Below are 25,125 nucleotides of genomic sequence, written 5' to 3'. Positions count from 1 at the left end.
TATCCGCCGTACCGGCCTTCTCCCGCACCCCAGCCTCCCCATCCACACCGGTGGTCGCGCGGCGAAACCCCCGCTGGGCGCGCTGCTCCGGCACTACCGCGACGCGGGCGAGGTGGTGTCCTGCGTACCCGTCGCGCAGGGGCTGCTCAACCACGGATACCGGCTGCGCACCAGCCGCGGTTCCTACTTCCTCAAGCACCATCTGGACGGCGACCACGTGGCCGTCGCCCGCCAGCACCGCGCGATCCGGCGGCTCCAGCGGCTCGGCGTGCCGGTCGCGCCCGCCGTCGAGGACGCGAACGGCTCCACGGTCTCGGTCATCGGCGGGCGCTGCTACGCGCTGTACCCGTGGATCGAGGGCCACCACCGCGACGGCGCCCGGCTGACGGTCACCACCTCGCACGGCCTGGGCACGCTCCTCGGGCTCGTCCACGTCTCCCTGGAGCAGGCGATGGGGCCCGCCCCCGCCACCCTCGCGTACACCAGCGCGGACCCCGCCGACACCGCGCTCCTCATCGACGAGCTGCTGGTCCTGGCCCGTGACCGCCCCCGGGGCGACCCCTTCGACACGCTGGCCGAGCACCGGCTCGCGGAGCGCCGGACGCTGCTGGAGCGCCATGCCGACCGCAGGCCGCCGCCGGGCGCCGAGACCGCCACGGGCTGGGTCCACGGGGACTTCCACCCGCTGAACCTGCTCTACCGGGGCACCCGGCCCGCCGCGATCGTCGACTGGGACCGACTCGGCGTCCAGCCGCGCGCCGAGGAGGCGGTCCGGGCCGCGGCGATCTTCTTCGTACGGCCGACCGGCGAGCTGGACCTCGCGAAGGTACGGGCCTACGCGCGCGCCTACCGGCTGGCGGCGGGCGTCCACGCCTCGGAGCTGGCGGCGGCGGTGCACCGGGTGTGGTGGGAGCGTCTGAACGACTTCTGGATACTGCGCTGGCGTTACCAGCTGGACGACCGCAGGGCCGACCCGCTGTTCGCCGCGGTGTCGGCCCTGGCCGTGTGGTGGACGGGGGAGTACGAGAGGGTGCGCGAGGCGTTCGCGGGGTGACGGGCGCCGGGCCCGCCACCCCGGGGCGACCGGGTCAGCCGGTGCCCGTGTTCGTGCCGGCGCCCGCGTCCGTACCCGTGCCCGCGTCCGTACCGGTACCCGTGCTGGTGCCCGCGTCCGTACCAGTACCCGTGCTGGTGCCCGCGTCCGTACCAGTACCCGTGCTGGTGCCCGCGTCCGTACCAGTACCCGTGCTGGTGCCCGCCGTGGTGCCCGCGTCCGTACCGGTGTCGCCCGTCGTGCCGGTCTCGACCGGCGCGCTCGGCTCGTTCGTGGGGTTCGTCGGCTCCGACTGCTGGTACGTCGGGAAGTTCTCGCGGGGGGTGTACGGCTGCTGGCCGCCACCGCCGCCACCGCTGCCGGAGTAGTCCGGCTCGGTGGCCTGCTCGGTGGGCTCCGAGGGGGAGGCCGACGGGCTCTCGCTCTCCTTCGTCGCGGTCGGGCTGGTGGTCTGCTTCTCCTTGTTCTTGTCGGTGTTCGCGGTCGAGTCGCTCAGGTTGCTGACCGCGAACGCCACGCCCGCCACGATCGCGATCACCGCGAGCACGGCGAAGAGGACCATCTTGCCGCGGCCGCCACCGCCGCGCTTGTGGCCGTCGTCGTACCCGCCGGTGTAACCGCCGTTGTACCCACCGTCGTTCGGGTTCATCGGCGGCAGGATCGGGCCCTGCGAGGTGTCGCTGTGCGGCGGGTGGCCCATGGCCGTCGTCGCGGCGATGCCCATCGCGGGGGTGTAGCCCCCGGCGTGCGAGGTCTCGACCGGGCCGGTGTTCCACGTACCGGTGTAGCCGCCCTGCTGCTGGAGCATCTGGAGCCCGTACTGAACGAGCCCGCGCATCTCCTCGGCGCTCTGGAACCGGTCGTCCGGCTCCTTCGCGAGCGAGCGCATGACCAGCCCGTCCAGCTCCGGCGGGGCGCCGTCCGACGCCTCGGAGGGCGGCACGGGAATGTCCTGAACGTGCTGGTAGACCACCGAGAGCGGGGTCTCGCCGGTGAACGGCGGGCGCAGCGCGAGGAGTTCGTACAGCAGACAGCCCGTGGCGTACAGGTCGCTGCGGTGGTCGACAGCCTTGCCGAGCGCCTGCTCGGGCGAGAGGTACTGCGGCGTGCCCATGACCATGCCGGTCTGGGTCATCGTCGACTGCGCGCCGTGCAGGGCGCGCGCGATGCCGAAGTCCATGACCTTGACGGCGCCCGTGTCCGTGATGATCACGTTGGCCGGCTTGATGTCACGGTGCACGATGCCGTGCTGGTGCGAGTAGGCGAGCGCCTCCAGCACCCCGGAGACGATGATCAGCGCCTGCTCGGGCGGCGGCGGCTCCGCACTGATCAGCAGGTCACGGATGGTACGGCCCTCGACCAGCTCCATGACGATGTACGGAACGGTCTGGCCGTTGATCGTGTCTTCGCCGGAGTCGTACACCGCGACGACCGCGTGGTGGTTCAGACCCGCGACCGACTGGGCCTCACGGGTGAAGCGCGCCTTGGAGATCGGGTCCTCGGCGAGATCGGCGCGGAGCAGCTTGACCGCGACGATGCGCCCGAGCCGTACATCCTCCGCCGCGAGCACCTCGGCCATACCGCCGCGGCCGAGGCGGTGCGTGAGCCGGTAGCGGCCGTCGCCGACCGTCCCGCCGACCATGCCGTTGTCGCCCCAGGAGTCCGCCGCATCCGACACTCCGCCGCCTGCTTCGGGTTCGGGTGCCATCAGTCCTCGCCGTCGTTTCTGTCCGCATGATGACCGCGCGCGCGGTCGGCGGGTGGTCTGTGTGTCTCAGGGGATGTCTCGGGGGTGGCTATGCCACATCACGCTACAGCCTCTGTGTGACACGCCGGTCCAGGATGGACCGGCCATGAAACCCGCTGCCGTGGCACCCGTGCAAATTCGATGAGTTTCCTGTAACGCTTCCGAGACCCTTGCCCTGCGTACGGTCACGGATCGGGCACCCGGCTTGACGTGTCCGCGCCCTGGGGCAGACTTGGCCGGAATGGCGGGATCGGATCGCGCCACGGGATCACATCGCGTCAGTATGACGTCAGAACCGCGTGGATATCACCCCTGTCCAGCGGTGCCGAGGGGGAAGCACAGTCATGAGCCAGAACGGCGCACAGGGCCGCTACGCGGGCCGTTCAGTCGCAGGCGGCCGGTACCAGCTCCGGGACCTGCTCGGCGAAGGCGGGATGGCGTCCGTATACCTGGCGTACGACTCGGCGCTCGACCGGCAGGTCGCGATCAAGACACTCCACACGGAGCTGGGCCGCGAACAGTCCTTCCGCGAGCGCTTCCGGCGTGAGGCGCAAGCTGTTGCCAAGCTGTCGCACACCAACATCGTCTCGGTCTTCGACACCGGCGAGGACACGTTCGACGAAGGCGGCTCCGCCGAGGGGTCCGGCGCGCTGATGCCGTACATCGTCATGGAGTACGTCGAGGGGCAGCCGCTCGGCTCGGTGCTCCGGGCCGACATCGCGCGGTACGGCGCCATGCCCGCCGACAAGGCGCTCAAGGTGACGTCCGACGTGCTGGCCGCGCTGGAGGCCAGCCATGAGATGGGTCTCGTCCACCGGGACATCAAGCCCGGCAATGTGATGATGACCAAGCGCGGCGTGGTCAAGGTCATGGACTTCGGCATCGCCCGCGCCATGCAGTCGGGTGTCACGTCCATGACGCAGACCGGCATGGTCGTCGGTACGCCGCAGTACCTGTCGCCCGAGCAGGCGCTCGGGCGCGGCGTCGACGCGCGCTCCGACCTGTACTCCGTCGGCATCATGCTCTTCCAGCTGCTGACCGGCCGGCTGCCGTTCGACGCGGACTCGCCGCTGTCGATCGCGTACGCGCACGTGCAGGAGGAGCCCGTCGCGCCGTCCAGCGTCAACCGCTCGATCACCCCGGCGATGGACGCGCTGGTCGCGCGGGCGCTGAGGAAGAACCCGAACGAACGGTTCCCCGGCGCGGACGCGATGCGCGACGAGTGCGCGCGCGTGCTGACCGCCGGGCGGACCGGCGCCCCGGTGATCGTCCAGGGCGCGCCGACGAACAGCGGCGCGGGCGTGGGATCGGCGGTCTTCCCGCCGGTGGACGGGGCGGGCCAGGCACCACCGCAGAGCCTTGGGACGCCGTACCGGCCGGGCCCGTACGGGCCGCCGACACCGGCCCCGATGGGCTCGATGGCGCCGATGGCCCCGGCGGCCCCGACACACCCCCCCGGTCCGGTGCAGGGCTCCGTCCCGATGCAGCATCCCGGGTACGGATATCCGCAGGCGGCCCCCGGCTACCCGACCCCGCCGCCCTACACCATGGCGCCGCAGCCGCCCCACAGTTCCGGCCGGGGCGGACCCGGCGGCGCGCGGAACACACCGGTCGTCGTCGGCTCGATCGTGGTCGCGCTGCTGGCGATCGGCGGTCTGATCACCGCGCTCACGATGAACAGCGACAGGACCACGACCAACGACGCCCAGCCCGGCCCGACCACCAGCGCACCCGCCGTGGCGGGCCACCGCGACCCCGAGCGGAACCGCACGATCGACGCGTCGAAGTGCACCGACGCCATCGAGGACAGCGACCCGGCCAAGGTGGACACGCCGGATCTGCGCTACAAGGACGTCATCTCGGTGAAGGCGTGCCTGCGGGCGGCGGGCTGGACCTGGAAGACGAAGTCGGTCAACAGCGGGCAGTACGCCGAGGACACGGTGATCGAGCAATACCCGAGCGAGGGCACCGCCATCACGCCCAAGGACCAGCAGTTCGAGCTGACGATCTCCACGGGCGACCCGGAGTAGTCCGTACCCGGGCCCGGGTTCTCCGGCCCGGCTTTGGGCCGGCTTCGGGCCCGGCTTCGGCCCGGCTTCGGCCCGGCTTCGGCCCGGCTTCGGGCCCGGGTTCTCCGGCCCGGCTTTGGGCCCGGGTTCTCGGGCCCGGGTTCGGGCCAGCTTCGGGCCCGGGTTCTCGGGCCCGGCTGCGGGCCGGCTGCGGGCCCGGCTTCGGGCCGGCTTCGGGCCGGCTTCGGGCCGACTTCGGGCCGGCTTCGGGCCCGGGTTCGGGCCGACTTCGGGCCGGCTTCGGGCCCGGGTTCGGGCCCGTGCTCCTCGTACGTTTTCCCCGTACGTTTCCCGTACCTTCCCCGTACGTGTACGTCCGGTCCATCCGGGATGCCGGAGCTGTCGCCGCGTGTGACGCTGGGCCCGTGACACCCACGCTCCGCACCTCTTGCGCGCTCGCGGTCGCGTCCCTGCTGCTGGCCTCGCCGGCCGTGGCGGGTGAGGAGTCGCTGCCGGGTGCCGAGTCCGCCCCGCCCCTCCCCGCGGCGGCCCCCGTCGCGCCCGTACCCCCCGAGCCCACGGCCTCGCTCGCGGGCCGTCCCGCCGGGGAGGGGCGGCTGCGGCCGGGGCGGCCCGAGCCGGATGCCGGGACGGCGGACCCCGAGGCGTCGGACGCCCCGGACGGCGGTACGGCGCCGCCCCCTTCGGTACGTCCCGACGGGTCCCCCTCCGTGGGCGCGGCCCCGCCCGCCGCGCCGTCCCCGTCCGCCTCTCCGTCGCCGTCCCCCTCGGCCTCCCCCACCGGCACCGCGTCGCCCGTCGACGCCTCCGGGGCGGACGGGACCGACGAGGAGCGGGCGCTGTCCGACGAGGAGCCCGCCGCCCCCGAGGAGTGGTCGCGGGAGCCCGTGGCGGACCGGCCCCCGCCGCCCGACGCCGCCCGTGAACCCGGCGCGAGGGCGGTCACCACCACGGCCTCGCGGGCCGTTCCCGTGCTCACCGTGGGCGTCGGGATGACGCTGATCGGCCTCGGGCTCGGGTTCCTCGGGCTGCGTCTCAGACGCGGCTGAGCTCCTCGTTCCGCACCGTTGTCGCCCCCGTCATCCTCACGGGGGACCCACAACGTCAACCTCAGGTCGCTTGCGGACAATGGCTTCCATCCGCCAACATACTGAGTATGTCGATTCGCCACGGGCTTCTCGCCCTCCTGGAGCGCGGCCCTCGCTACGGCGCTCAGCTCCGTACGGAGTTCGAGTCCCGCACCGGTTCCACCTGGCCGCTCAACGTCGGTCAGGTGTACACGACCCTGAACCGTCTGGAGCGCGACGGCATGGTCGTACAGGAGGGCGAGGACAGCGCGGGGCACACGCTGTACGTCATCACGCACGCGGGCCGCGCGGAGCTGCGGGCGTGGTACCGCACCCCCGTCGACCGCGCCAGCCCGCCCCGGGACGAACTGGCGATCAAGCTCGCCATGGCGGTGGGTGCGCCGGGGGTCGACATCCGGGAGGTCATCCAGTCGCAGCGGCGCCACACCATCAAGGCGATGCAGGACTACACCCGGCTCAAGGCCCAGGCCCTGGAGTCCGTACCGGTCAACCGGGACGAGGTGGCCTGGCTGCTCGTACTGGAACAGCTGATCTTCCAGACGGAGGCCGAGGCGCGCTGGCTCGACCACTGCGAGGCCCGGTTGATCCGGCTCTCGATGGCACCCCTGCCGGCTCCGGACGGCGCCCCGTCCAGGGCCGCGTCCTCCGGAGACCTGGCCTCCGATGTAGGGGTGGGTGAGGCGACCCCGTAGCTCTGTACCTCTGTACCTCTGTACCTCTGTACCTCCGTACCTCCGTACCTCCGTACCTCCGTACCTCCGTACCTCCGTACCTCCGTAACCAGGCTTCACCGCTTCACCTGTAACCAGGCTTCACCGCTTCACCGCGCGGTTCCGTACGGACGCTTCCGTACGGAGGCTTCCGCGCCCCGCCGCTCCGTATCTCGTGCTCACGGCTCGCTCGCGCCGACAGCCGATCTCCGACCGGCATGCCACCGGTTTCACCCCCGCCCGCCGCTCCGCCGGGCCGGACAGCGCCGACCGCTACGCGTCCCGCGCCGTCCCCACTCGCTTCCGCGCATCCGCGTACGACTTCAAGGGGACACCCATGCCCAGCACGCCGCGACCTTCACCCCAGCCCCAAGGGGCACCGGGGTCTCAAAAGCCCGTCCTGCAAATCCAGAATCTGAGCCGCGTCCATGGCAACGGTGCCACCGAGGTGCACGCCCTGCGCGGGGTCGATCTGAACGTGTACCCCGGCGAACTCGTCGCCGTCATGGGCCCCTCGGGCTCCGGGAAGTCCACGCTGCTGACCATCGCGGGCGGGCTCGACGCCCCCACCTCGGGCCAGGTGATCGTCGAGGACACCGACATCACCCACGCCTCCCCCAAGCTGCTCGCCGCCATGCGCCGCCGCAGCATCGGCTATGTCTTCCAGGACTACAACCTGATCCCCGCGCTCACCGCCGCCGAGAACATCGCGCTCCCCCGCGAGCTGGACGGCACCTCCGCGCGCAAGGCGAGGGTCGAGGCGCTGGCCGCGCTGACGGAGATGGGGCTCGACCAGCTCGCCGACCGCTTCCCCGACGAGATGTCCGGCGGCCAGCAGCAGCGGGTGGCGATCTGCCGGGCGCTCGTCGGCGACCGCAGGCTCGTCCTCGCGGACGAGCCGACCGGCGCCCTGGACTCCGAGACCGGTGAGTCCGTGCTCGCCCTGCTGCGCAGCCGCTGTGACGCGGGCGCCGCCGGGATCCTCGTCACCCACGAGCCGCGCTTCGCGGCCTGGGCGGACCGGGTGGTCTTCCTGCGGGACGGCGCGGTCGTCGACCAGACCGTGCGCAGCCAGGCGGACTCCCTGCTGACCAGCCAGGCGGCCGAGCTGTGAGGACCTGGTTCCACTCCTGGCGGGCCGCGATACGGATCGCCCGCCGCGACGCCTGGCGCAACAAGGGGCGCAGCTTCCTCGTCCTGTCCATGATCGCGCTGCCCATCCTCGGGGTGAGCGCCATGGATCTGACGATCCGCAGCGCGTCGCTCTCCGCCGAGGAGACCCTCGACCGGGATATCGGCCGGGCCGACGCCCGGTTCACGGACGCCTCGTACGGCGGGGCGCCCCTCCTCCAGGACCCGGCCGGTGACAACTACCTGCCGGCGGGCAGTAAGGGCGACGGCGAGTGGCCCGAGGGCCCCGGTGAGATCGAGAAGTCCTTCCCGCCGGGCGCCACCGTCCTGGCGGACAACACGTCGTACGGAAAGCTCAGGACCGAGCACGGGCTGCTGCTCACCGAGATCCGTGAGCTGAAGGCCGCCGACCCGGCGGCCCGGGGCATCATGCGTCTCCAGAGCGGCCGCTTCCCCGAGAGGGGCGGCGAGGTCGCGGCGACCACGCACTTCCTGGAGAGCGGCGGGCTGAAGGTGGGATCGAAGCTCACCGCCCGGGGGCTGGACAGGGACTACCGGATCGTCGGTTCGTACGAACTGCCCAGCGCCCTCGACACCAACCAGGTCAACGCGGTGCCCGGCGCGTTCCTGGCGCCGCTCGAAGCGGCGATGAAAGCCGACGGGCTCTTCTCCATGGGGCGGCAGACGTCGTATCTGGTGAGCGTCTCCGGTGGTTTCACGTGGAACATGGTCCAGAAGATCAACACCCGCGGCATCAGCGTGGTCTCACGGGCCGTCATCCTGAACCCGCCCGCCGACGCCGATGTGCCGCTGTTCCGGCACAAGGACTGGAACGGCTCGACGCAGAGTTCCGGGGCCAGGGCCGCCGAACTGGCCGCGATCGCCACGATCGTCGGCCTCACCATGCTGGAGATCTGCCTGCTGGCGGGCCCCGCCTTCGCGGTCGGCGCCCGGAGTTCGCGCCGTCAGCTCGGTCTGGTCGGTGCCAACGGCGGGGCCAGAAGCCATATCCGCGCCATCGTGCTCTCCGGCGGTCTGGTGATCGGTATCGCCTCCGCCGTGATCGGTACGGTGCTGGGCATCGCGCTCACCATCGCGCTGCGGCCCCTGCTGGAGGGCTATCTCGCCCAGCGCTTCGACGGCATCGTCTTCAGGCCGCTGGAACTGATCGGGATCGCGCTGCTCGCCGTCCTCACCGGTCTGCTGGCCGCGATCGTCCCGGCCGTCACCGCCTCCCGCCAGACCGTGCTGGCCTCGCTCACCGGCCGCCGCGGGGTGCGCGGCAGCAACAGGGTGCTGCCGGTCGTGGGGCTCGTCGCGTTCGTCATCGGCGCGGTCATCGCCCTGTACGGGTCGACGGTGACCGATCGGTTCGTGATCGTCGCGGGCGGCAGCGCCCTCGCCGAGCTGGGCGTGGTCGCGATGACCCCGGCCCTCGTGGGCCTGTTCGGCCGGGTCGGCCGCTGGCTGCCGCTCTCGCCCCGGCTGGCCCTGCGGGACGCCGTACGCAACCGGGGACGCACGGCCCCCGCCGTGGCGGCGGTGCTGGCCGCCGTCGCGGGGACGGTGGCGGTCTCCACGTACGCCACCAGCTACGACGTCCAGCGGCGGGCCGGCTACGAAGCGCAGCTGCCGCACGGTACTGGCTCCGCCCTGGTCACCGAGTCCGTCGGACAGGAGGTCTCCGCCCTCCGCGCGGCCTTGGGCAGGACGCTGCCCGTCGAGGTGCGGGCCGATGTGGACCGTATCTCCGTCGGAAAGCCCACCTGCTCGATGTACACGGAGGGCGACGGCTGCGGACGGTACGAAGTCGTCGTGCCCAAGGCCCACCAGTGCCCGCTGTGGAACCTCGGCCCGGGCGAGGCCGCCACCGAGAAGTTCTCCAAGGCCGAGCGCCAGAAGCTCGTCAAGGACTGGCGGTGCAAGGAGGAGACCGTCTTCAGCTATGTGAACGGTGGTGTGCTGGTCGGTGACGAGAAGATCCTGACGGTCCTCGGCATCGACGACCCGGAGGCGCGAAAGGCTCTCGCGGCCGGGCGGGTCGTCGCGTTCGACAAGCGGAACATCGACACCGACGGAAAGATCGGCATCCGGCTGATCACCGACACCGAGAAGGCGGACAAGGCCATCGAGAAGGGCCAGGAACCGCCGGGCGAGATCAAGTCGTTCGCCGCATACCCGGTCCCGGGGGATCCCCGGGCGTACGGCCTCTCCATGGTCATCCCGCCGAGCGCCGCCAAGGCCGCCGGTGTCGGCACCACTCCGCTCGGGTCGTACTTCACCACCGCCGAGCTGCCCAGTGACGCCCAGCGGCAGAAGCTGGACGACGAGATCGCCAACATCGGATCCGACCCGATAATCGAGATCGAGAAGGGGTACGAGAGCGTGTACGGCATCGTCCTGCTGGCCCTGATGATCTTCGCCGGACTGATCACGATCGGCGCGGCCGGGATCGCCACCGGCCTCGCCCAGGCGGACGCCGAGGCCGACCTCAAGACACTCGCCGCCGTGGGCGCCCCGGCACGGGTCCGCAGGACGCTCAGCGGATTCCAGTGCGGTGTGGTGGCCGTGATGGGGGTGGTGCTCGGCTCGGCGGCCGGGGTGCTGCCCGCGATCGGGCTGCGGATGACCGAGCGCAACCAGGAAATGGGCTGGTACCGGGAGAGCCTCGACCAGAGCCTCGGCGCTGTGGAGATCCCGTACGTACCGATCGTCGTGCCCTGGTCCACGCTGGGCGCGCTGCTGGTCGCCGTGCCGCTGGGAGCGGCGCTCCTGGCGGCCCTGGTGACCCGCTCGCACCGGACGCTGGGGCGCAGGGCGACCGCGTGACCCGGCGGTGTCCCCGCACGGAGACCGGTGGACCACCGGCTTCGTGCGGGGGCACACCACGCGGCCCCGACCCGGTGGGAGACAATGGGCCGTATGGAGATGCCGAGGAACGAACGGTCGCAGGAAAGTCCTCATGTCCTGGTGGTGGGACAGGACGGAATGGCGCTCGGTGGCGGTGGAACCGACGACCAGCCGCGCGAGATCCCGGTGACGGAGATGGTGGAACAGCCCGCCAAGGTCATGCGGATCGGCAGCATGATCAAGCAGCTGCTGGAAGAGGTGCGGGCGGCCCCTCTGGACGAGGCGAGCCGGGTCCGGCTCAAGGAGATCCACGCCGGTTCGGTGAAGGAACTGGAGGACGGGCTCGCCCCCGAACTCGTCGAGGAGCTGGAACGGCTCTCGCTCCCCTTCACCGATGAGGCGATCCCCTCCGAGGCGGAGCTGCGGATCGCGCAGGCCCAGCTGGTGGGCTGGCTGGAGGGTCTCTTCCACGGGATCCAGACGGCGCTGTTCGCCCAGCAGATGGCCGCCAGGGCCCAGCTGGAGCAGATGCGCCGCGCGCTTCCGCCCGGCTCGATCCAGGAGGACGAGAGCGACCACGGACACGGGGCGATCCGCTCGGGCCCGTATCTGTAGGTCACTGTGCGGTGGTTACGGCCGAGGCCCGGCACTCCTCGCGGACGCGCCGGGCCTCGGCCGTACCGTCACTCGGCCGCCGCTCGGCCCTCTGTCGGCGTGAGCAGCAGCAGCTTGCCGAAGTGCGCCCCGGCCTCCAGGGCGCGGTGGGCCTCCGCCGCCTCGGGCAGCGGCAGCGTCCGGTCCACGATCGGGCGGACCCGACCGGCTTCGAGGAGCGGCCAGACGTGTTCCCGTACGGCCGCGACGATCGCCGTCTTCTCCACGAGCGGGCGGGCGCGCAGCGAGGTCGCGGTGAGGGCGCCGCGCTTGGCGAGCAGGGCGCCGAGGTTGAGTTCGCCCTTCGCGCCGCCCTGGAGGCCGATCACGGCGATCCGGCCGTTCACGGCCAGCGCCTTCACGTTCCGCTCCAGATACTTGGCGCCGACGATGTCGAGGATGACATCGGCGCCCGCGCCGTCGGTGGCCCTGAAGATCTCCTCGACGAAGTCCTGCTCGCGGTAGTCGATCAGGATGTCCGCACCCAGCTCGGCGCAGCGCGCCAGCTTCTCGGGGCCGCCCGCGGTGACGGCGACGCGCGCGCCGACCGCCTTGGCGAGCTGGATCGCCATCGTGCCGATGCCGCTCGCGCCGCCGTGGATGAGCACGGTCTCGCCGGGACGCAGATGGGAAACCATGAAGACGTTGGACCAGACCGTACAGACGACCTCGGGCAGCGCCGCCGCGGTCGCCAGGTCCACGCCCTTCGGCACGGGCAGCAGCTGCCCCGCGGGGACGGCCACCTTCTCCGCGTACCCCCCACCCGCCAGCAGCGCGCACACCTCGTCGCCGACCGCCCAGCCGAGCACCCCGGGCCCGAGCGCGGCGATCCGTCCCGCGCACTCCAGCCCGGGGTACGGGGAGGCACCGGGCGGCGGGTCGTAGAAGCCCTGCCGCTGAAGCAGATCGGCGCGGTTGACCGCGCTCGCCACCACCTCGACGAGCACCTCCCCCTCGCCGGGTACGGGATCGGGCACCTCGGCCCATACGAGTGCGTCGGGTCCGCCGGGCTCTGTGATCGTGATTGCCTTCATGGCCCCAAGCTACTCATGTGGAAGCCCCGCCCGGCGCCACGGGGGGAAGCTCACAGGCGGGGCGTCGTACAGATCAGCCGGCCATGGGGACGGGCTGATCAGGGTGTCCCGCCACGGAGTCCCACCCGTGGCTGTCACGGTCGGGCCGAACCGTTCGGCTCCGGGCCGGTCGTGCAGCGTCCGCCGCGCGTATGCGGCTTCCGCCGCGCTCCAGAGGCTCCGTGGCCCGTGCTGCCACACCGTGAACCGGTCGTCCGACGTTCGCACGCTGTGACGTTCGGTGCGGTCACCTGCGTCAGTCCTTCTTGTGCTTCGGCGGATCCTTCGGCCTGGCCGTACCCGGGCCCTTCCCCCCCGGAGTGCTGACCGTTGCCTCCACTTCCGCCCCTACCCGTTCCCCACTCGTAGTGGTCGCCGTCTCTCGTACGGGAACGTGCCGGGTCTGTACGGAAAGACGCGGGCCCCTGCCCGGAACCCGGCCGAAGACCCGGCCGAACCACCAGCGGCGGCCCGCGAACCCTCAGCCGCAGGCCTCAATGCCTCAGCCGTCGGCCCGCGTCCCCGCGTCGGCCGGGTTGGCCCGGATGATCGTGATCAGCCGGTCCGTCAGCTGGAGCGGGCTGGCCGCCGGGTCGTCGTAACCGAGCAGCCGGTGCCCGCGCAACACGCTCACCACCAGGTCGTCCGTCTCCCGCACACTGCGCCCGACCTCGGACTTTATGACGGGCCGTTCGATCAGATCGAGGCCGCTGCCCTGCTGGATCAGGTCCTCCATGACCGTACCGGCGCTCGGGCTGAGCACGGAGAGACCGAGCAGCCGTCCGGCGGCGCTGGCGCTGGTGATGACCGCGTCCGCCCCCGACTGGCGCAGCAACGGCGCGTTCTCCTCCTCGCGTACCGCGGCGACGATCTTCGCGCTCCGGTTGAGCTGACGCGCGGTCAGCGCCACCAGCACCGCCGTGTCGTCGCGCTGGGTGGCGATGACGATCTGCCGGGCCCGCTGCAACTCGGCGCGTACCAGCACATCGCTGCGGGTCGCGTCACCGAGCACCCCGACGAGCCCTTCGGCGTTGGCCGCCTCTATGACCTTGTCGGACGGGTCGACGATGACGATCTGGTCCTTGTCGAGCCCGGTGGCGCAGAGGGTCTGCATCGCCGAGCGTCCCTTGGTGCCGTAGCCGACGATGACGGTGTGGTCACGCAAGTTGGACCTCCAGCGGTTCAGCCGCCACTCCTCCCGGGTGCGCTCCGCGAGCACTTCGAGAGTGGTGCCGACCAGGATGATGAGAAACATGACGCGCAGCGGCGTGATGAGCACGATGTTGATCAACCGCGCGGTGTCGCTGTACGGGACGATGTCGCCGTACCCCGTGGTGGAGAGCGTGACCGTCGCGTAGTAGATGGAGTCGAGCAGGTCGACCGAGTCATCGGCGTTGTCGTGATAGCCGTCCCGGTCGATGTAGACCAGGAACACCGTCAGCGCCAGCACGAACGCGGCCATCAGCAGCCGCCTGCTGACCTGGTGCGTCGGCCCCAGGGACGCACGGCGTGGCAGTTTCACGCGGGCGGAGACCAACAGTTCGTCGGCGTTCCTGGCCATCGCGTCACGCCCGGGAAGTTTCACGTGAAACACACTCCATCGGCCGAGGCGGTCCACGGCAGGTCAAGCACTTCGAGTACGTCCCCGGCCCGCGCGCCCCCCGGCGTCACCACCGCCAGCCCGTCCGCCGCGGCGATCCCGCGCAGCATCGCCGGACCATGGAACCGCAACGGTACGAGACCGTCGTCGCGGTGCACGAAGGGGACCAGCCGAGTGTCGTACGGGTGCCCCTGCGCCTCACCCCGCAGCGGCGCGTAGTACGGAGCCCGGGGGGGCAGCCCCGCCAGCGCGCGCAGCAGGGGTTCGGCGAGCGTCAGCAGCCCGGAGACCGCGGCGAGCGGATTGCCGGGCAGCCCCACCAGATGACGCCCGGACGCCAGCCGCGCCAGCAGCATGGGATGACCGGGCCGTACGGCGACCCCGTCCACCAGCAGTTCGGCGCCCGCCTTCGCGAGGACGGGATGCACATGGTCGACGGGGCCCGCGGCCGTCCCTCCGGTGGTGAGGACGAGATCCGCCCCGGAGCCGGTGACCGCGCGGTGGACGGCGTCGGCGTCGTCGCCGAGCCGACGGGTGGCGACGACCTCGGCGCCCAGCGCGCGCAGCCAGGGCCCGATCATCGGGCCCAGGGCATCGCGGATCAGCCCGTCGTGGGGGAGCCCCTCGGCGAGCAGCTCGTCGCCGAGGACCAGCACCTCGACGCGCGGACGCGGGACGGTGAGCAGCGTGTCGTAACCGGCCGCCGCCGCCAGGCCCAGCACCGCGGGCGTCACCAGGGAACCGGCGGGCAGCAGCCGGTCGCCGGTATGGCACTCCTGGCCGCGCGGCCTGATGTCCTGGCCGGGGACGACCGCGCGCTCGGCGTGGAGCCGGTGGGCGCTGTCCGTACGGGCGTGCTCGCTGCGGACCACGGCGGTCGTGCCGGGCGGGACCCGGGCGCCGGTCGCGATACGTACCGCCGCCCCGTCCGGCAGCGGCGCCGCGCCCGCGTGCCCGGCGAGAACGGGCGGCGTGGTCCCGGCGTCCCGCACGGACCAGGGGCCGGGGCCCGAGACCGCCCAGCCGTCCATGGCGGAGGTGTCGAAGGACGGCAGATCGGTCAGCGCGGCCAGCGGCTCGGCGAGCGCCTCCCCCAGAGCCGCTCCGAGGGCCACCCGACGGGCGCGCGCGGCCGGGTCCGGGGCGGCCGCGCGCCCGGCACCTTCCGCGAGCGCGCGGGCATCGGCCCAGGACACGGCGGAACCGTCGCCGCGAGGTGCCGCACCGGCGCTCCGGACATCGGCGCGCAGCTGTCCTTGGGTACGGGCCGGGCCCGGCGCGCCGTCCGATGGGGAGCCCGGGGAGCCGCCTGGGGAGTTCGGGGCATCGCCGACCAGCGCCAGGGCATCCTCGACCCCGTCGACCTCGCGGTCATGGGCGGTCATCCGGCGTCGGCCTCCTTGCCGCCGCCGGGGCCCCGCGCCGTACCGTCCGCTGCCCCGCCCGCCGGACCGCCCGCCGGACCGTCTGCCCTACCGCCCGATGCTCCGTCCTGCGTCCCACCCGCCGGACCGTCTGCCCTACCGCCCGATGCTCCGTCCTGCGTCCCACCCGCCGGACCGCCCGCCGGACCGTCTGCCCTACCGCCCGATGCTCCGTCCTGCGTCCCGCCCGCCGGACCGCCCGCCGGACCGTCTGCCCTACCGCCCGATGCTCCGTCCTGCGTCCCGCCCGCCGGACCGCCCGCTGTCCCCGCCGTGGTCTCCGCCGATGTCCCCGCCGTGGTCTCCTCGGCCCAGCGCACGGCGAGCGCCGCCGCCTTGCGGGCCGCTTCGGCGACGGCTTCGGGGCCGTCGCCCCCGGCCCCGGCCGCCGCGTAACCGACCAGAAAGGTCGTCAGGGGCGCGGCGGGCCGGGCGACTCCGTGCGCGGCGTCGCGGGCGAGGTCGAGCAGGAGGCCGGTGTCGACCTCCAGGTCGATGCCGAGTTCGTCCTTGACCGCAGTGATCCATTCGTCCAGCACGGTTCCATGCTCTCTGATGCGGGCCCGAGCCGTGGAGATGTCCTCCCAGGTGTCGCAGTCGAAAGAGGCGAGCGGGTCCGCGTCGACCCGGGCGAGATCGAGTTCCTGTGACAGCAGACGCAGCGGCAGCCCCGCGAGGCTGCCGTATTCGGTGGCGAGGAGGGCGATTTCACGGCGCAGCGGCTCGGCGCGGTAGGCGGCCACCAGCGGCTGGTCGCGGCCGTCCGCGTCGGTGAGCAGCGCCGCCTCCCTGCCGGTGGAGTCCAGCGCCCCGATCAGCCGGTCCACCGTCGGCCGGCCCAGGAACGGCAGGTCCGCCGAGAGGACGAGCACCGTCCCGGTGTCGGCGCCCAGGCTCCGTACCCCCGCGTCCAGCGCGGCGAGCGGCCCGCCGCCGGGCGGCTCCTCCCGCGCCCAGCGCACCGGGCGCGCGGTGGGCCGCCTGCCGCCCACGACGACGGTGAGCGCCGCGCCCTCGCAGGCCGCCAGCACCCGGTCGAGCAGGGCCCGCCCACCGACACGTACCCCTGGTTTGTCGGCCCCTCCAAGTCGCTTGGCGGCACCTCCGGCGAGCACGATGGCGTCATACGCGGTCATGGCTGAAGTATGGGCCGTGGGCGCGCGGGCGGAGCACGCGAGGTGCCCTGTTCCCGCTGTCCTCCGCCCGGTGCTCGTCTACCGCCCCCTACAGCGTGCGCAGCAGCAGCGCCGGCTGTTCGACGAGGTCCGCCACGTATCGCAGGAACCCGCCCGCCGTCCCGCCGTCGCAGACCCGGTGGTCGAAGGTGAGCGACAGCTGTACGACCTGACGCACGGCCAGTTCGCCTTGGTGGACCCAGGGTTTGGGGATGATCCGGCCGACTCCGAGCATCGCCGCCTCGGGGTGGTTGATGAGCGGGGTGGAGCCGTCGACGCCGAACACACCGTAGTTGTTGAGCGTGAACGTCCCGCCGATCAGCTCCGTCGGGGTCAGCCTCCCGGACCTGCCCGCCTCCGTCAGCCGTGCGAACTCGGCGGTCAGCGACTCGGCGGAGCGGGTGTGCGCGTTCCGTACGACGGGGACGACCAGCCCCCTCTCGGTCTGCGCGGCGAAACCGAGATGGACCTCGGGCAGCCGCACGATCTCCCTGGCCGCCAGGTCCACGGCCGCGTTCAGTTCGGGGTGCCGGGCCAGCGCCGCCGTGCAGATCCGGGCGAGCAGGGCGAGGAGCGAGATCTTCGGGCCGGCGGCCGTGTTCATCGCCGTACGGGCGGCCAGCAGCTCCGTGGCGTCCGCGTCGACCCAGCAGGTCGCGGCCGGGATCTCGTGGTGACTGCGGGCGAGCTTGTCCGCCACCGCGCCCAGGACGCCCCGCAGCGGCACCCTGACGGCCCCGGCCTGCGCCGCGGGCGCGGCCGCGGCCGCGGCGGGCGTCGGGACCACGGGAGCGGCGGGCGTCGGGGCCACAGGAGCAGCCGGCGCCCGCGTCGCGGAAACACCCTGCCGTATCTCCTGTACCGCCTGTATCGCCTGCTCCACGTCTCCGCGCAGGATCAGCCCGTCCCGCCCCGAGCCGGTCAGCTCCCACAGATCGACACCGTGTTCCCGGGCCAGCCTCCGCACCAGCGGCGATACGACCGGTACGGCCCCGGTGGCGGCCGTACCGTTCACCGGACCGGCCGCGAGGGCGACCGGCGCCGACCGCCGGACGCGGCGCCTGCGGGCCATCGGCGCGCCCGTACCGTACCCGACCAGCACATTGCCAGAGCCACCGCCAGAAGCGGTCCCGGATCCAACGGGAGCGGCGGCCGGGGCAGGGGCCGGCCGGACCGCGGGCGCGGCCGAACCCGACCCCGACCCCACCGACCCCGGCTGAGCCGAACCCGAAGGACCCGAAGGACCCGAAGGACCCGGAGAGCCCGGAGAGCCCGGAGAAACTGCCTCCGCCCCCACCGCCACCGTCAGCAGCAGTGCCCCGACCGGCAGCTCCGTCCCCTCCTCGCCGTAGCGCGCCGTCACCACGCCCCCGTAGGGGCAGGGCACCTCGATCATGGCCTTGGCCGTCTCGACCTCGACCACCGGCTGATCGACGGTGACGACGTCCCCCACCGCCACCAGCCAGCGGACGATCTCCGCCTCGGTCAACCCCTCACCAAGGTCCGGCAGTTTGAATTCCAGCACCTGGGCCATCAGCTCTCCGTCTCCCACTGGAGCCGCGCGACCGCGTCCAGCACCCGGTCGACTCCCGGAAGATGGTGCCTCTCCAGCATGGGCGGCGGATACGGAATGTCGAATCCCGCCACCCGCAGCACCGGCGCCTCCAGATGGTGGAAGCACCGTTCGGTGATCCGCGCGGCGATCTCCCCGCCGGGGCCGCCGAAGCCCGTGGACTCGTGGACGACGACCGCGCGGCCGGTGCGCCGTACGGAAGCGGCGACCGTCTCGTCGTCGAACGGCACCAGCGAGCGCAGATCGACGACCTCCAGCTCCCAGCCCTCGGCGCGGGCCGCCTCCGCCGCCTCCAGACAGACCGGCACGGAGGGGCCGTAGGTGATCAGCGTGGCACTGCTGCCCCGGCGCCGCACGACGGCCCGTCCGATCGGCTCGACCTCGGCCGGCGCCTCGGGTGACCAGGGCGCCTTCGACCAGTAGAGGCGCTTCGGTTCCAGGAAGACCACCGGGTCGTCGGAGGCGATCGCGGCCCGCAGCAGCCCGTACGCGTCCTCGACCGTCGCGGGGGTGACGACATGGAGGCCGGGCGTCGCCATGTAGTACGCCTCGGAGGAGTCGCTGTGGTGCTCGACGCCGCCGATCCCGCCGCCGTACGGCACCCGCACCGTGATCGGCAGGGTCATCGCGCCGCGCGTCCGGTTGCGTGTCTTCGCCACATGGCTGATCAACTGCTCGAACGACGGATAGGCGAAGGCGTCGAACTGCATCTCCACGACCGGCCGCAGCCCGTACATGGCCATGCCGACGGCCGCCCCCAGGATGCCCGCCTCGGCGAGCGGCGTGTCCGTACAGCGCGCGTCCCCGAACTCGGCGGCGAGCCCGTCGGTGATCCGGAAGACCCCGCCGAGCGTGCCGACGTCCTCACCGAGGACATGGACCGTCGGGTCCTCTGCCATCGCGTCCCGCATCGCGCGCCGCAGGGCCTGCGCCATGGTGGCGGGCTTCGCCCCGACAGGACCGGGGGCGGTGGTCATCCCCGTGGTGGCCGTCATCGCTCCTCACCCGGCCCTTCGGCGTCCGCCGCGGCCAGCTCGGTGCGGAGCTGGTCGGCCTGCTCGCGCAGTTGCGAGGTCTGTTCCGCGTAGACCCGCGAGAAGAGGTCCATGGGATCGAGCGCCGGCTCGGCGTTCATGCGCTCGCGCAACCGCGCGGCCATCCGCTCGGCGGCCTCCGCGGCCTCCGCGACACCGGTCGCGTCGAGTATCCCCCGGCCGGTCAGCTCGCGCTCCAGCAGCACGATCGGGTCGTGCGCCCGCCAGGCCTCGACCTCCTGGTCGTCCCGGTAGCGCGTGGCGTCGTCGGCGTTCGTATGGGCTTCCACCCGGTACGTCACGGCCTCGACCAGCGTCGGACCCTCGCCCCGCGCGGCCCGCGCCATGGCCCGCGTGAGCACCGAGTGCACCGCGACCGCGTCGTTCCCGTCGACCAGGCGGCCCGGCATCCCGTACCCGACGGCCTTGTGGGCCAGCGAGGGAGCCGCGCTCTGCTTGGCGAGCGGTACGGAGATCGCGAAGCCGTTGTTCTGTACGAGGAAGACGACCGGGGCCCGCCATACGGCGGCGAAGTTCAGCGCCTCGTGGAAATCGCCCTCGCTGGTCCCGCCGTCCCCCACCAGGGCGAGCGCGACCACGTCGTCGCCCTTGAGCCGGGCCGCGTGCGCCAGGCCGACCGCGTGCGGCAGCTGGGTGGCCAGCGGTGTGGCCAGCGGGGCCACCCGGTGCGTGTACGGGTCGTAGCCGGTGTGCCAGTCGCCGCGCAGCAGCGTCAGCACCTGGACGGGGTCGACGCCGCGCGCCACGACGGCGAGGGTGTCGCGGTAGCTCGGGAAGAGCCAGTCCCGCTCGCGCAGCGCCAGCGCGGCGGCCACCTGGCAGGCTTCCTGGCCGGTGCTGGACGGATAGACGGCGAGTCGGCCCTGCTTGGTGAGGGCCGTGGCCTGCGCGTTGTACCTGCGGCCCATGACCATCCCGGTGTAGAGCCGCAACAGCAGCGCGGGATCGGCGCCGCCCACGACGTCCGTACCCAGCACGCGGTACGGCTCGGTGTCGGGGAGCAGCGGTGCGGGATCGGTACGCGGCCGCCATGCCGGGGCGGCAGAAGGGGACTGGGCCAGGGCCCGCGGGCGGGCCTCGGCACCGGGCGGTTCCTGGACCGGCGTACTGCTTTTCTTCACGCGTGCACCTCCTCGTGGGAGCCGGCGAACGGGGTGCCCGAATGCGGCACGCCTCACCTACCGATTGTTCGGTCGTCGGCGCATTTTGGCTACACACGGCCTCAGCCTGTGGACAAACGGTTCTCCACAGCCTGGGATGGAGGCAGGCCGTCCATCGTGGGGAGTCGGGGAGACATGCGAGCTGAACAAATGGCCGACAGCACCGGTGCGGGCACCGGAAGCACACCGGACGGTACGGGCGGAGGCGGACAGGAACCGGAGCTTCCGCCACGTCCGGAAGCAAGCCCTCCGCCTCGCCCGGAACCGTACGTTCCACCGCGCCCCGAACCGGGCCTTCCGCCGCGTCCGCTGGACGCCATCGACCGGGACATCCTGCGCATCCTCCAGTCGGACGGCCGCGCCTCGATACGGTCCGTGGCCGAGCGGGTCCATGTCTCGCGCGCGAACGCCTACTCCCGGATCAACCGGCTGATCGACGACGGGGTGATCCGGGGCTTCAGCGCCAGGATCGACCATGAAAGGGCAGGTCAAGGCACCTCCGCCTATATCACCCTGAAGATCGTGCAGAACTCCTGGCGCACCGTGCGCGAGCAGCTCCAGCAGCTGCCGGGAGCCACCCATATCGCGCTGGTCAGCGGCGATTTCGACGTACTCCTGCTGGTGCACACCCCGGACAACCGGACCCTGCGCGAACTGGTCCTGACCCGGCTCCAGGCCATCCCCGAGGTGCTCTCGACGCGCACGCTGCTGGTCTTCGAGGAGACGGACCCGGGGCCCTGGACCGCCGGATCCCCCGGGGAGGCCCTGTAAGCCTCTTACAGAGGTTCCGCCGAGGCGGCGGGAGGAGCAGCGGTGCGCAGCCCGTCGAAGGCCATCCGTACGACGGTCTCCGCCACCTGCTCACGGTCGGGGCCGCCGCCCGCCGGCGGGCGGTACCACTCCACCAGCGAGTTGACCATGCCGAAGAGCAGCCGGGTCGCCAGCTTGATGTCCATATCGGCCCGCAGATCGCCGTCGGCGGCGGCCTCCTTGAGCAGATCGGCGACCCGCTGGTCGAACTCCCTGCGCCGGTCCATCGCCCAGCGTTCGGTCTGTGTATTGCCCCTGACCCGCAGCAGCAGCGTCACATAGGGCAGCTCGGCCATCAGCACCTCGACCGTGCGGCGGGTCACGTACTCGACCCGGGTGATCGCCCTCCCGCCGCTCGCCCCCTCCTCGTCGAGGATCCCGAAAAGGCTGTCCAGGGCACGGCTGACCGCTCGGCGCAGCAGCTCCTCCTTGCCGACGACATGGTGGTATATCGACGACTTGGAGATCCCGGCGGCCTTGGAGAGATGCTCCATGGACGTGCCGTCGTAGCCACGCTCGTTGAAGACGCGGACGGCGACGGCGAGCAGGGTGTCCGGCGTGTAGGTATCACGCTTGGCGGTGGTCATGGGCGTATCTGCTTCTGTTCGAGGAGGGTGCGGCGTTCCAGGGCGCGGGAAGGGGCATAGCGCCCGTCCCCGTACTCGCCGTCCATGGTGGCCAGGAGATTCCGTGCCCATCGGGCACCCAGCCGGTCGCACCACTCACCGGGTCCGCCGGGGTAGTTCGCGCCGAGCTTCATCGCGGTGTCGATGTCCGCGCCGGTCGCCACCCCGCGCCCCGCCGCGTCGAGGGCGAAGTCGATCAGCATGGCGACCGTACGGCCGACGATCATGCCCGGGGTCTCCCCGACGACGCTGACCCGCTTGCCGAGCCGCTGGAAGAGTCCGATGGCCCACCGCACATCGGCCGGATCGGCGTCGGCGCCCGGGGCGAGGGCGATCCGGGCACAGGAGCGGTAGTCCAGGGCGAGATCGAAGTGGATGGACGGACCGAACACCTCGTCCGAGGCGGTCCGTCCATCGGTGAGGCTGAGCGAGGTACCGCCGGGCAGCGCGACAAACCCGTCGGAGGCGCGCGGGGCGCGGTCCCGGGTGACCTTGATGCCCGCCTCCTCGATCATCTCCCGCAGTACGGCGGCGGGGCCGAGGTCCGCGTGGACGCCCACGCTGTCGGGGGCCTCGTGGGGCGGCGCGGTGTGCGGTTCGGGCAGGGGCGCGCCCTCGCCGTACGCGTACCAGCCCCGGCCCGACTTGCGGCCCAGCCGTCCCGACTCGACCAGTCTGCGCTGAGCGAGCGAGGGGGTGAACTTCGGGGAGTGGAAGAAGGACTCCCAGACGGAGCGCGTCACCGCCTCGTTGACGTCCTGGCCGATCAGGTCGGTCAGTTCGAAGGGGCCCATCCGGAAGCCGCCGCACTCGCGCAGGACGGCGTCGATCGTGGCGGGGTCGGCGACCCGCTCCTCGTACAGGCGCAGCGCCTCGGCGTAGAAGGGGCGCGCGACGCGGTTGACGACGAAGCCGGGGGTGTCGGCGCAGCGCACCGGGTTCCTGCCCCAGGCGCGTGCCGTGCTCCACGCGCGCGTGCCCGCCGCCTCGTCGGTCGCGGAGCCGCTGACGACCTCGACGAGCGGCAGGAGGGGCGCCGGGTTGAAGAAGTGGAGTCCGACGAACCGGCCGGGCAGGCGCAGCGCGCCCGCGACGGCCGTGACGGAGAGGGAGGAGGTGTTGGTGGCGAGCAGACAGTCGTCGGCGACGATGTCCTCCAGCGCCGCGAACAGCTCCCGCTTGACGGCGAGATCCTCCAGGACCGCTTCGGCCACGAGCGCGGCGTCGGACAGCTCGGCGAGGTCCGTGGCCGGCCGCAGCCGGGCCAGCGCTGAGTCCCGGGCCCCAGCGTCGAGCCGGCCCTTGTCGACCAGCCGGCCGAGCCGCCCGGCGATGGCGGTGGCGGCCTGCTCCGCCCGGCCGGGCACGGCGTCGTACAGCCGTACGGGATGGCCGGCGGCCAGCGCCACCTGGGCTATGCCCTGTCCCATCGTGCCGGTGCCGACGACCGCGATGACGCGGTCCGGCTCGATTGCTGTCATGGACGCAATCCTCCCGTATAGGCCCCGGGCCGGTGCCCGCGGCCGGGTTGTCCACAGGTTCGCCGGACCCCCTTGCCCCGACCGACCGTTCGGTTACTCTAACTCTGTCCACCGGCTCATGTCGCCCGTCCCAATCCCTGCCCCCGTAGCCCGACCGAGGAGTTGGTCCGTGATGGCCGCACAGCTCAGCCCCCAGCAGCTCGCCGAAGAACACCGGCCCACGCTCGACCGGGCGCTCGACACGATCAGCACCCGGGCCTACTGGTCCCCGCACCCCGAGCACCCCAAGGGGTACGGGGAGAGCGCGCCCGCCGAGGGGCTCGCCGCGTTCCAGGCCCTGCGTTCCACCCGCTTCGAGCTGGACCAGCCCGGCACGGACGGCTGGACGGGCGGCGAGATCTCGCCGTACGGCCCGGCGCTGGGCATCGAGTATCCGCACGCGGACCCGGACATCCTGCTGCCCGCCCTGCGCGCGGGCATGGCCGCCTGGCGCGACGCGGGACCCGAGACGCGCGCCCTGGTCTGTCTGGAGATCCTGGCCAGGATCAGCGCCCGTACGCACGAGTTCGCGCACGCGGTGATGCACACCAGCGGCCAGGCGTTCATGATGGCGTTCCAGGCGGGCGGCCCGCACGCCCAGGACCGCGGCCTGGAGGCCGTGGCGTACGCGTACCGGGAGCAGACCCGTACGCCCGACGTCGCCGACTGGTCCAAGCCACAGGGCAAGCGGGACCCGCTGGAGCTGCGGAAGTCCTTCACCACCGTGCCGCGCGGCATCGCGCTGCTGGTCGGCTGCAACACCTTCCCGACCTGGAACGGCTATCCGGGCCTGTTCGCCTCCCTGGCCACCGGCAATCCGGTCCTGGTCAAGCCGCATCCGCGCGCGGTGCTGCCGCTCGCCCTGACGGTGCGGGTGGCCCGCGAGGTGCTCGCGGCGGCGGGCTTCGACCCGAACCTGGTGGCGCTGGCCGTGGAGCGTCCCGGCGAGGGCATCGCCAAGTCCCTGGCCACGCGCCCCGAGATCAAGATCATCGACTACACGGGATCGACCGCCTTCGGTGACTGGCTGGAGACCCACGCCCGCCAGGCGCAGGTCTATACGGAGAAAGCCGGCGTCAACACGGTCGTCATCGACTCCACCGACGACTACAAGGGCATGCTCGCCAACCTCGCCTTCTCCCTGTCGCTGTACAGCGGCCAGATGTGCACCACCCCGCAGAATCTGCTGATCCCCCGGGACGGCATCACGACGGACGCGGGCGAGAAGTCGTACGACGAGGTGGTCGCCGATCTCGCGGCCTCGGTGAGCGGTCTGCTGGGCGACGACGCCCGCGCGAGCGGTGTGCTCGGCGCTCTGGTCAACCCCGCGGTGAAGGCCCGGCTGGACGCGGCGGGCGATCTCGGGGAGCTGGCGCTGCCCTCGCGCGAGGTGGCCTCCCCGGACTTCCCGGACGCGGTGGTCCGTACGCCCGCGATCGTGAAGGCCGACGGCTCCCGCAAGTTCTGGGAGAGCCCGGCCGAGGGCGAGGACCAGGCGCCGTATCTCTCCGAGTGCTTCGGCCCGGTGTCGTTCGCGGTCGCCGTGGACTCCACGGCGGACGCGCTGGAGCTGCTGCGGCACACCGTCCGCCACCGGGGCGCGATGACGGTCGGCGCGTACACGACCTCGGAGGAGACGGAGCGCGCGGTCGAGGAGGTCTGTCTGGAGGAGTCGGCGCAGCTCTCGCTGAATCTCACCGGCGGGGTCTATGTGAACCAGACCGCGGCCTTCTCGGACTTCCACGGCTCCGGCGGCAACCCCGCGGCGAACGCGGCGCTGTGCGACGCGGCCTTCGTGGCGAACCGCTTCCGGACCGTGGAGGTGCGCCGCCAGGGCTGATCGGG

General features: G+C 72.4%; 18 protein-coding genes and 1 pseudogene. 9 read left to right on the top strand and 10 right to left on the bottom strand.

The window, feature by feature from the left end:
- Positions 1-40 precede the first annotated feature (40 nt).
- The gene (locus ACIP8W_RS22440) at positions 41-1,054 is read left to right on the top strand and encodes a phosphotransferase (RefSeq protein ID WP_401955003.1); all 1,014 of its coding nucleotides are present in this window, start codon (positions 41-43) and stop codon (positions 1,052-1,054) included.
- A 34-nt stretch (positions 1,055-1,088) separates the two neighbouring features.
- On the opposite strand, the gene ACIP8W_RS22435 is transcribed toward ACIP8W_RS22440, so the two are convergent.
- Complete coding sequence (locus ACIP8W_RS22435; RefSeq protein WP_402204310.1) at positions 1,089-2,762, bottom strand: protein kinase; 1,674 nt, start codon at positions 2,760-2,762, stop codon at positions 1,089-1,091.
- Positions 2,763-3,145: 383 nt separating this feature from the next.
- On the opposite strand from ACIP8W_RS22435, the gene ACIP8W_RS22430 reads away from it, so the two are divergent.
- The 6 genes from ACIP8W_RS22430 (at position 3,146) to ACIP8W_RS22405 (ending at position 11,225) form a co-directional block, all read left to right on the top strand.
- A complete protein-coding gene (locus ACIP8W_RS22430; protein ID WP_401954767.1) occupies positions 3,146-4,831 on the top strand; it encodes a protein kinase in 1,686 nt (561 codons plus the stop codon).
- 404 nt (positions 4,832-5,235) lie between these two features.
- Positions 5,236-5,880 carry a hypothetical protein gene (locus ACIP8W_RS22425; protein WP_401954770.1) on the top strand — a complete coding sequence of 215 codons (645 nt, stop codon included), beginning with the start codon at positions 5,236-5,238 and terminating at the stop codon, positions 5,878-5,880.
- A gap of 107 nt (positions 5,881-5,987) precedes the next feature.
- On the top strand, positions 5,988-6,611 hold the full coding sequence (locus ACIP8W_RS22420; protein WP_401954773.1) for a PadR family transcriptional regulator: 624 nt from the start codon (positions 5,988-5,990) through the stop codon (positions 6,609-6,611).
- A gap of 355 nt (positions 6,612-6,966) precedes the next feature.
- Positions 6,967-7,743, top strand: coding sequence for an ABC transporter ATP-binding protein (locus ACIP8W_RS22415; protein ID WP_401954776.1), 777 nt, complete (start codon positions 6,967-6,969; stop codon positions 7,741-7,743).
- Positions 7,740-10,589, top strand: coding sequence for an FtsX-like permease family protein (locus tag ACIP8W_RS22410; protein ID WP_401954779.1), 2,850 nt, complete (start codon positions 7,740-7,742; stop codon positions 10,587-10,589). Before ACIP8W_RS22415 ends, ACIP8W_RS22410 begins: the two co-directional genes overlap by 4 nt.
- 93 nt (positions 10,590-10,682) lie before the next feature.
- Positions 10,683-11,225, top strand: coding sequence for a bacterial proteasome activator family protein (locus ACIP8W_RS22405; RefSeq protein ID WP_401954781.1), 543 nt, complete (start codon positions 10,683-10,685; stop codon positions 11,223-11,225).
- A gap of 68 nt (positions 11,226-11,293) precedes the next feature.
- Here the strand turns inward: ACIP8W_RS22405 and ACIP8W_RS22400 are convergent, their stop codons facing one another.
- The 7 genes and pseudogenes from ACIP8W_RS22400 to pdhA all read right to left on the bottom strand — a co-directional run bounded on the left by ACIP8W_RS22400 (position 11,294) and on the right by pdhA (position 20,285).
- On the bottom strand, positions 11,294-12,298 hold the full coding sequence (locus ACIP8W_RS22400; protein WP_402204307.1) for an NAD(P)H-quinone oxidoreductase: 1,005 nt from the start codon (positions 12,296-12,298) through the stop codon (positions 11,294-11,296).
- Between the two features lie 541 nt (positions 12,299-12,839).
- Positions 12,840-13,898, bottom strand: coding sequence for a potassium channel family protein (locus tag ACIP8W_RS22395; RefSeq protein ID WP_401955005.1), 1,059 nt, complete (start codon positions 13,896-13,898; stop codon positions 12,840-12,842).
- A 20-nt stretch (positions 13,899-13,918) separates the two neighbouring features.
- Positions 13,919-15,322, bottom strand: coding sequence for a molybdopterin molybdotransferase MoeA (locus tag ACIP8W_RS22390; protein WP_402204305.1), 1,404 nt, complete (start codon positions 15,320-15,322; stop codon positions 13,919-13,921).
- 308 nt (positions 15,323-15,630) lie between these two features.
- Positions 15,631-16,497, bottom strand: a pseudogene (locus ACIP8W_RS22385) (NTP transferase domain-containing protein); the annotation flags it as partial.
- A gap of 88 nt (positions 16,498-16,585) precedes the next feature.
- On the bottom strand, positions 16,586-18,070 hold the full coding sequence (locus ACIP8W_RS22380) for a dihydrolipoamide acetyltransferase family protein (protein WP_402204303.1): 1,485 nt from the start codon (positions 18,068-18,070) through the stop codon (positions 16,586-16,588).
- Positions 18,070-19,104, bottom strand: coding sequence for an alpha-ketoacid dehydrogenase subunit beta (locus ACIP8W_RS22375; protein WP_401954795.1), 1,035 nt, complete (start codon positions 19,102-19,104; stop codon positions 18,070-18,072). Before ACIP8W_RS22375 ends, ACIP8W_RS22380 begins: the two co-directional genes overlap by 1 nt.
- Positions 19,101-20,285: a pyruvate dehydrogenase (acetyl-transferring) E1 component subunit alpha gene (gene pdhA / locus ACIP8W_RS22370; RefSeq protein ID WP_401954798.1), complete on the bottom strand. Its 1,185-nt coding sequence runs from the start codon at positions 20,283-20,285 to the stop codon at positions 19,101-19,103. The genes ACIP8W_RS22375 and pdhA overlap by 4 nt, the downstream gene beginning before the upstream one ends.
- Before the next feature lie 174 nt (positions 20,286-20,459).
- On the opposite strand from pdhA, the gene ACIP8W_RS22365 reads away from it, so the two are divergent.
- Positions 20,460-21,095, top strand: coding sequence for an Lrp/AsnC family transcriptional regulator (locus ACIP8W_RS22365; protein WP_401954801.1), 636 nt, complete (start codon positions 20,460-20,462; stop codon positions 21,093-21,095).
- Between the two features lie 5 nt (positions 21,096-21,100).
- On the opposite strand, the gene ACIP8W_RS22360 is transcribed toward ACIP8W_RS22365, so the two are convergent.
- Both ACIP8W_RS22360 and ACIP8W_RS22355 read right to left on the bottom strand, forming a co-directional pair.
- Positions 21,101-21,721 carry a TetR/AcrR family transcriptional regulator gene (locus tag ACIP8W_RS22360; RefSeq protein ID WP_401954803.1) on the bottom strand — a complete coding sequence of 207 codons (621 nt, stop codon included), beginning with the start codon at positions 21,719-21,721 and terminating at the stop codon, positions 21,101-21,103.
- Entirely contained in the window at positions 21,718-23,241 is a 1,524-nt protein-coding gene (locus ACIP8W_RS22355) for a 3-hydroxyacyl-CoA dehydrogenase (protein WP_401954806.1), read from the bottom strand. Before ACIP8W_RS22355 ends, ACIP8W_RS22360 begins: the two co-directional genes overlap by 4 nt.
- Positions 23,242-23,413: 172 nt before the next feature.
- On the opposite strand from ACIP8W_RS22355, the gene paaN reads away from it, so the two are divergent.
- Positions 23,414-25,120, top strand: coding sequence for a phenylacetic acid degradation protein PaaN (paaN, locus tag ACIP8W_RS22350; RefSeq protein ID WP_401954808.1), 1,707 nt, complete (start codon positions 23,414-23,416; stop codon positions 25,118-25,120).
- Positions 25,121-25,125: the final 5 nt, after the last annotated feature.

This window comes from Streptomyces sp. NPDC088554 (assembly GCF_044752945.1).
Taxonomy (GTDB): domain Bacteria; phylum Actinomycetota; class Actinomycetes; order Streptomycetales; family Streptomycetaceae; genus Streptomyces.
Note: the sequence above shows the minus strand (reverse complement) of the source record. Positions and strands in the feature narration are given on the sequence as shown.

Excerpts from the sequence above, each read along its gene's own strand:
- ACIP8W_RS22435 (WP_402204310.1), bottom strand. The coding sequence starts at position 2,762 with ATGGCACCCGAACCCGAAGCAGGCGGCGGAGTGTCGGATGCGGCGGAC.
- ACIP8W_RS22430 (WP_401954767.1), top strand. The coding sequence starts at position 3,146 with ATGAGCCAGAACGGCGCACAGGGCCGCTACGCGGGCCGTTCAGTCGCA.
- ACIP8W_RS22420 (WP_401954773.1), top strand. The coding sequence starts at position 5,988 with ATGTCGATTCGCCACGGGCTTCTCGCCCTCCTGGAGCGCGGCCCTCGC.
- ACIP8W_RS22415 (WP_401954776.1), top strand. The coding sequence starts at position 6,967 with ATGCCCAGCACGCCGCGACCTTCACCCCAGCCCCAAGGGGCACCGGGG.
- ACIP8W_RS22405 (WP_401954781.1), top strand. The coding sequence starts at position 10,683 with ATGGAGATGCCGAGGAACGAACGGTCGCAGGAAAGTCCTCATGTCCTG.
- ACIP8W_RS22400 (WP_402204307.1), bottom strand. The coding sequence starts at position 12,298 with ATGAAGGCAATCACGATCACAGAGCCCGGCGGACCCGACGCACTCGTA.
- ACIP8W_RS22395 (WP_401955005.1), bottom strand. The coding sequence starts at position 13,898 with ATGGCCAGGAACGCCGACGAACTGTTGGTCTCCGCCCGCGTGAAACTG.
- ACIP8W_RS22390 (WP_402204305.1), bottom strand. The coding sequence starts at position 15,322 with ATGACCGCCCATGACCGCGAGGTCGACGGGGTCGAGGATGCCCTGGCG.
- ACIP8W_RS22380 (WP_402204303.1), bottom strand. The coding sequence starts at position 18,070 with ATGGCCCAGGTGCTGGAATTCAAACTGCCGGACCTTGGTGAGGGGTTG.
- ACIP8W_RS22375 (WP_401954795.1), bottom strand. The coding sequence starts at position 19,104 with ATGACGGCCACCACGGGGATGACCACCGCCCCCGGTCCTGTCGGGGCG.
- ACIP8W_RS22365 (WP_401954801.1), top strand. The coding sequence starts at position 20,460 with ATGCGAGCTGAACAAATGGCCGACAGCACCGGTGCGGGCACCGGAAGC.
- ACIP8W_RS22360 (WP_401954803.1), bottom strand. The coding sequence starts at position 21,721 with ATGACCACCGCCAAGCGTGATACCTACACGCCGGACACCCTGCTCGCC.
- ACIP8W_RS22355 (WP_401954806.1), bottom strand. The coding sequence starts at position 23,241 with ATGACAGCAATCGAGCCGGACCGCGTCATCGCGGTCGTCGGCACCGGC.
- paaN (WP_401954808.1), top strand. The coding sequence starts at position 23,414 with ATGGCCGCACAGCTCAGCCCCCAGCAGCTCGCCGAAGAACACCGGCCC.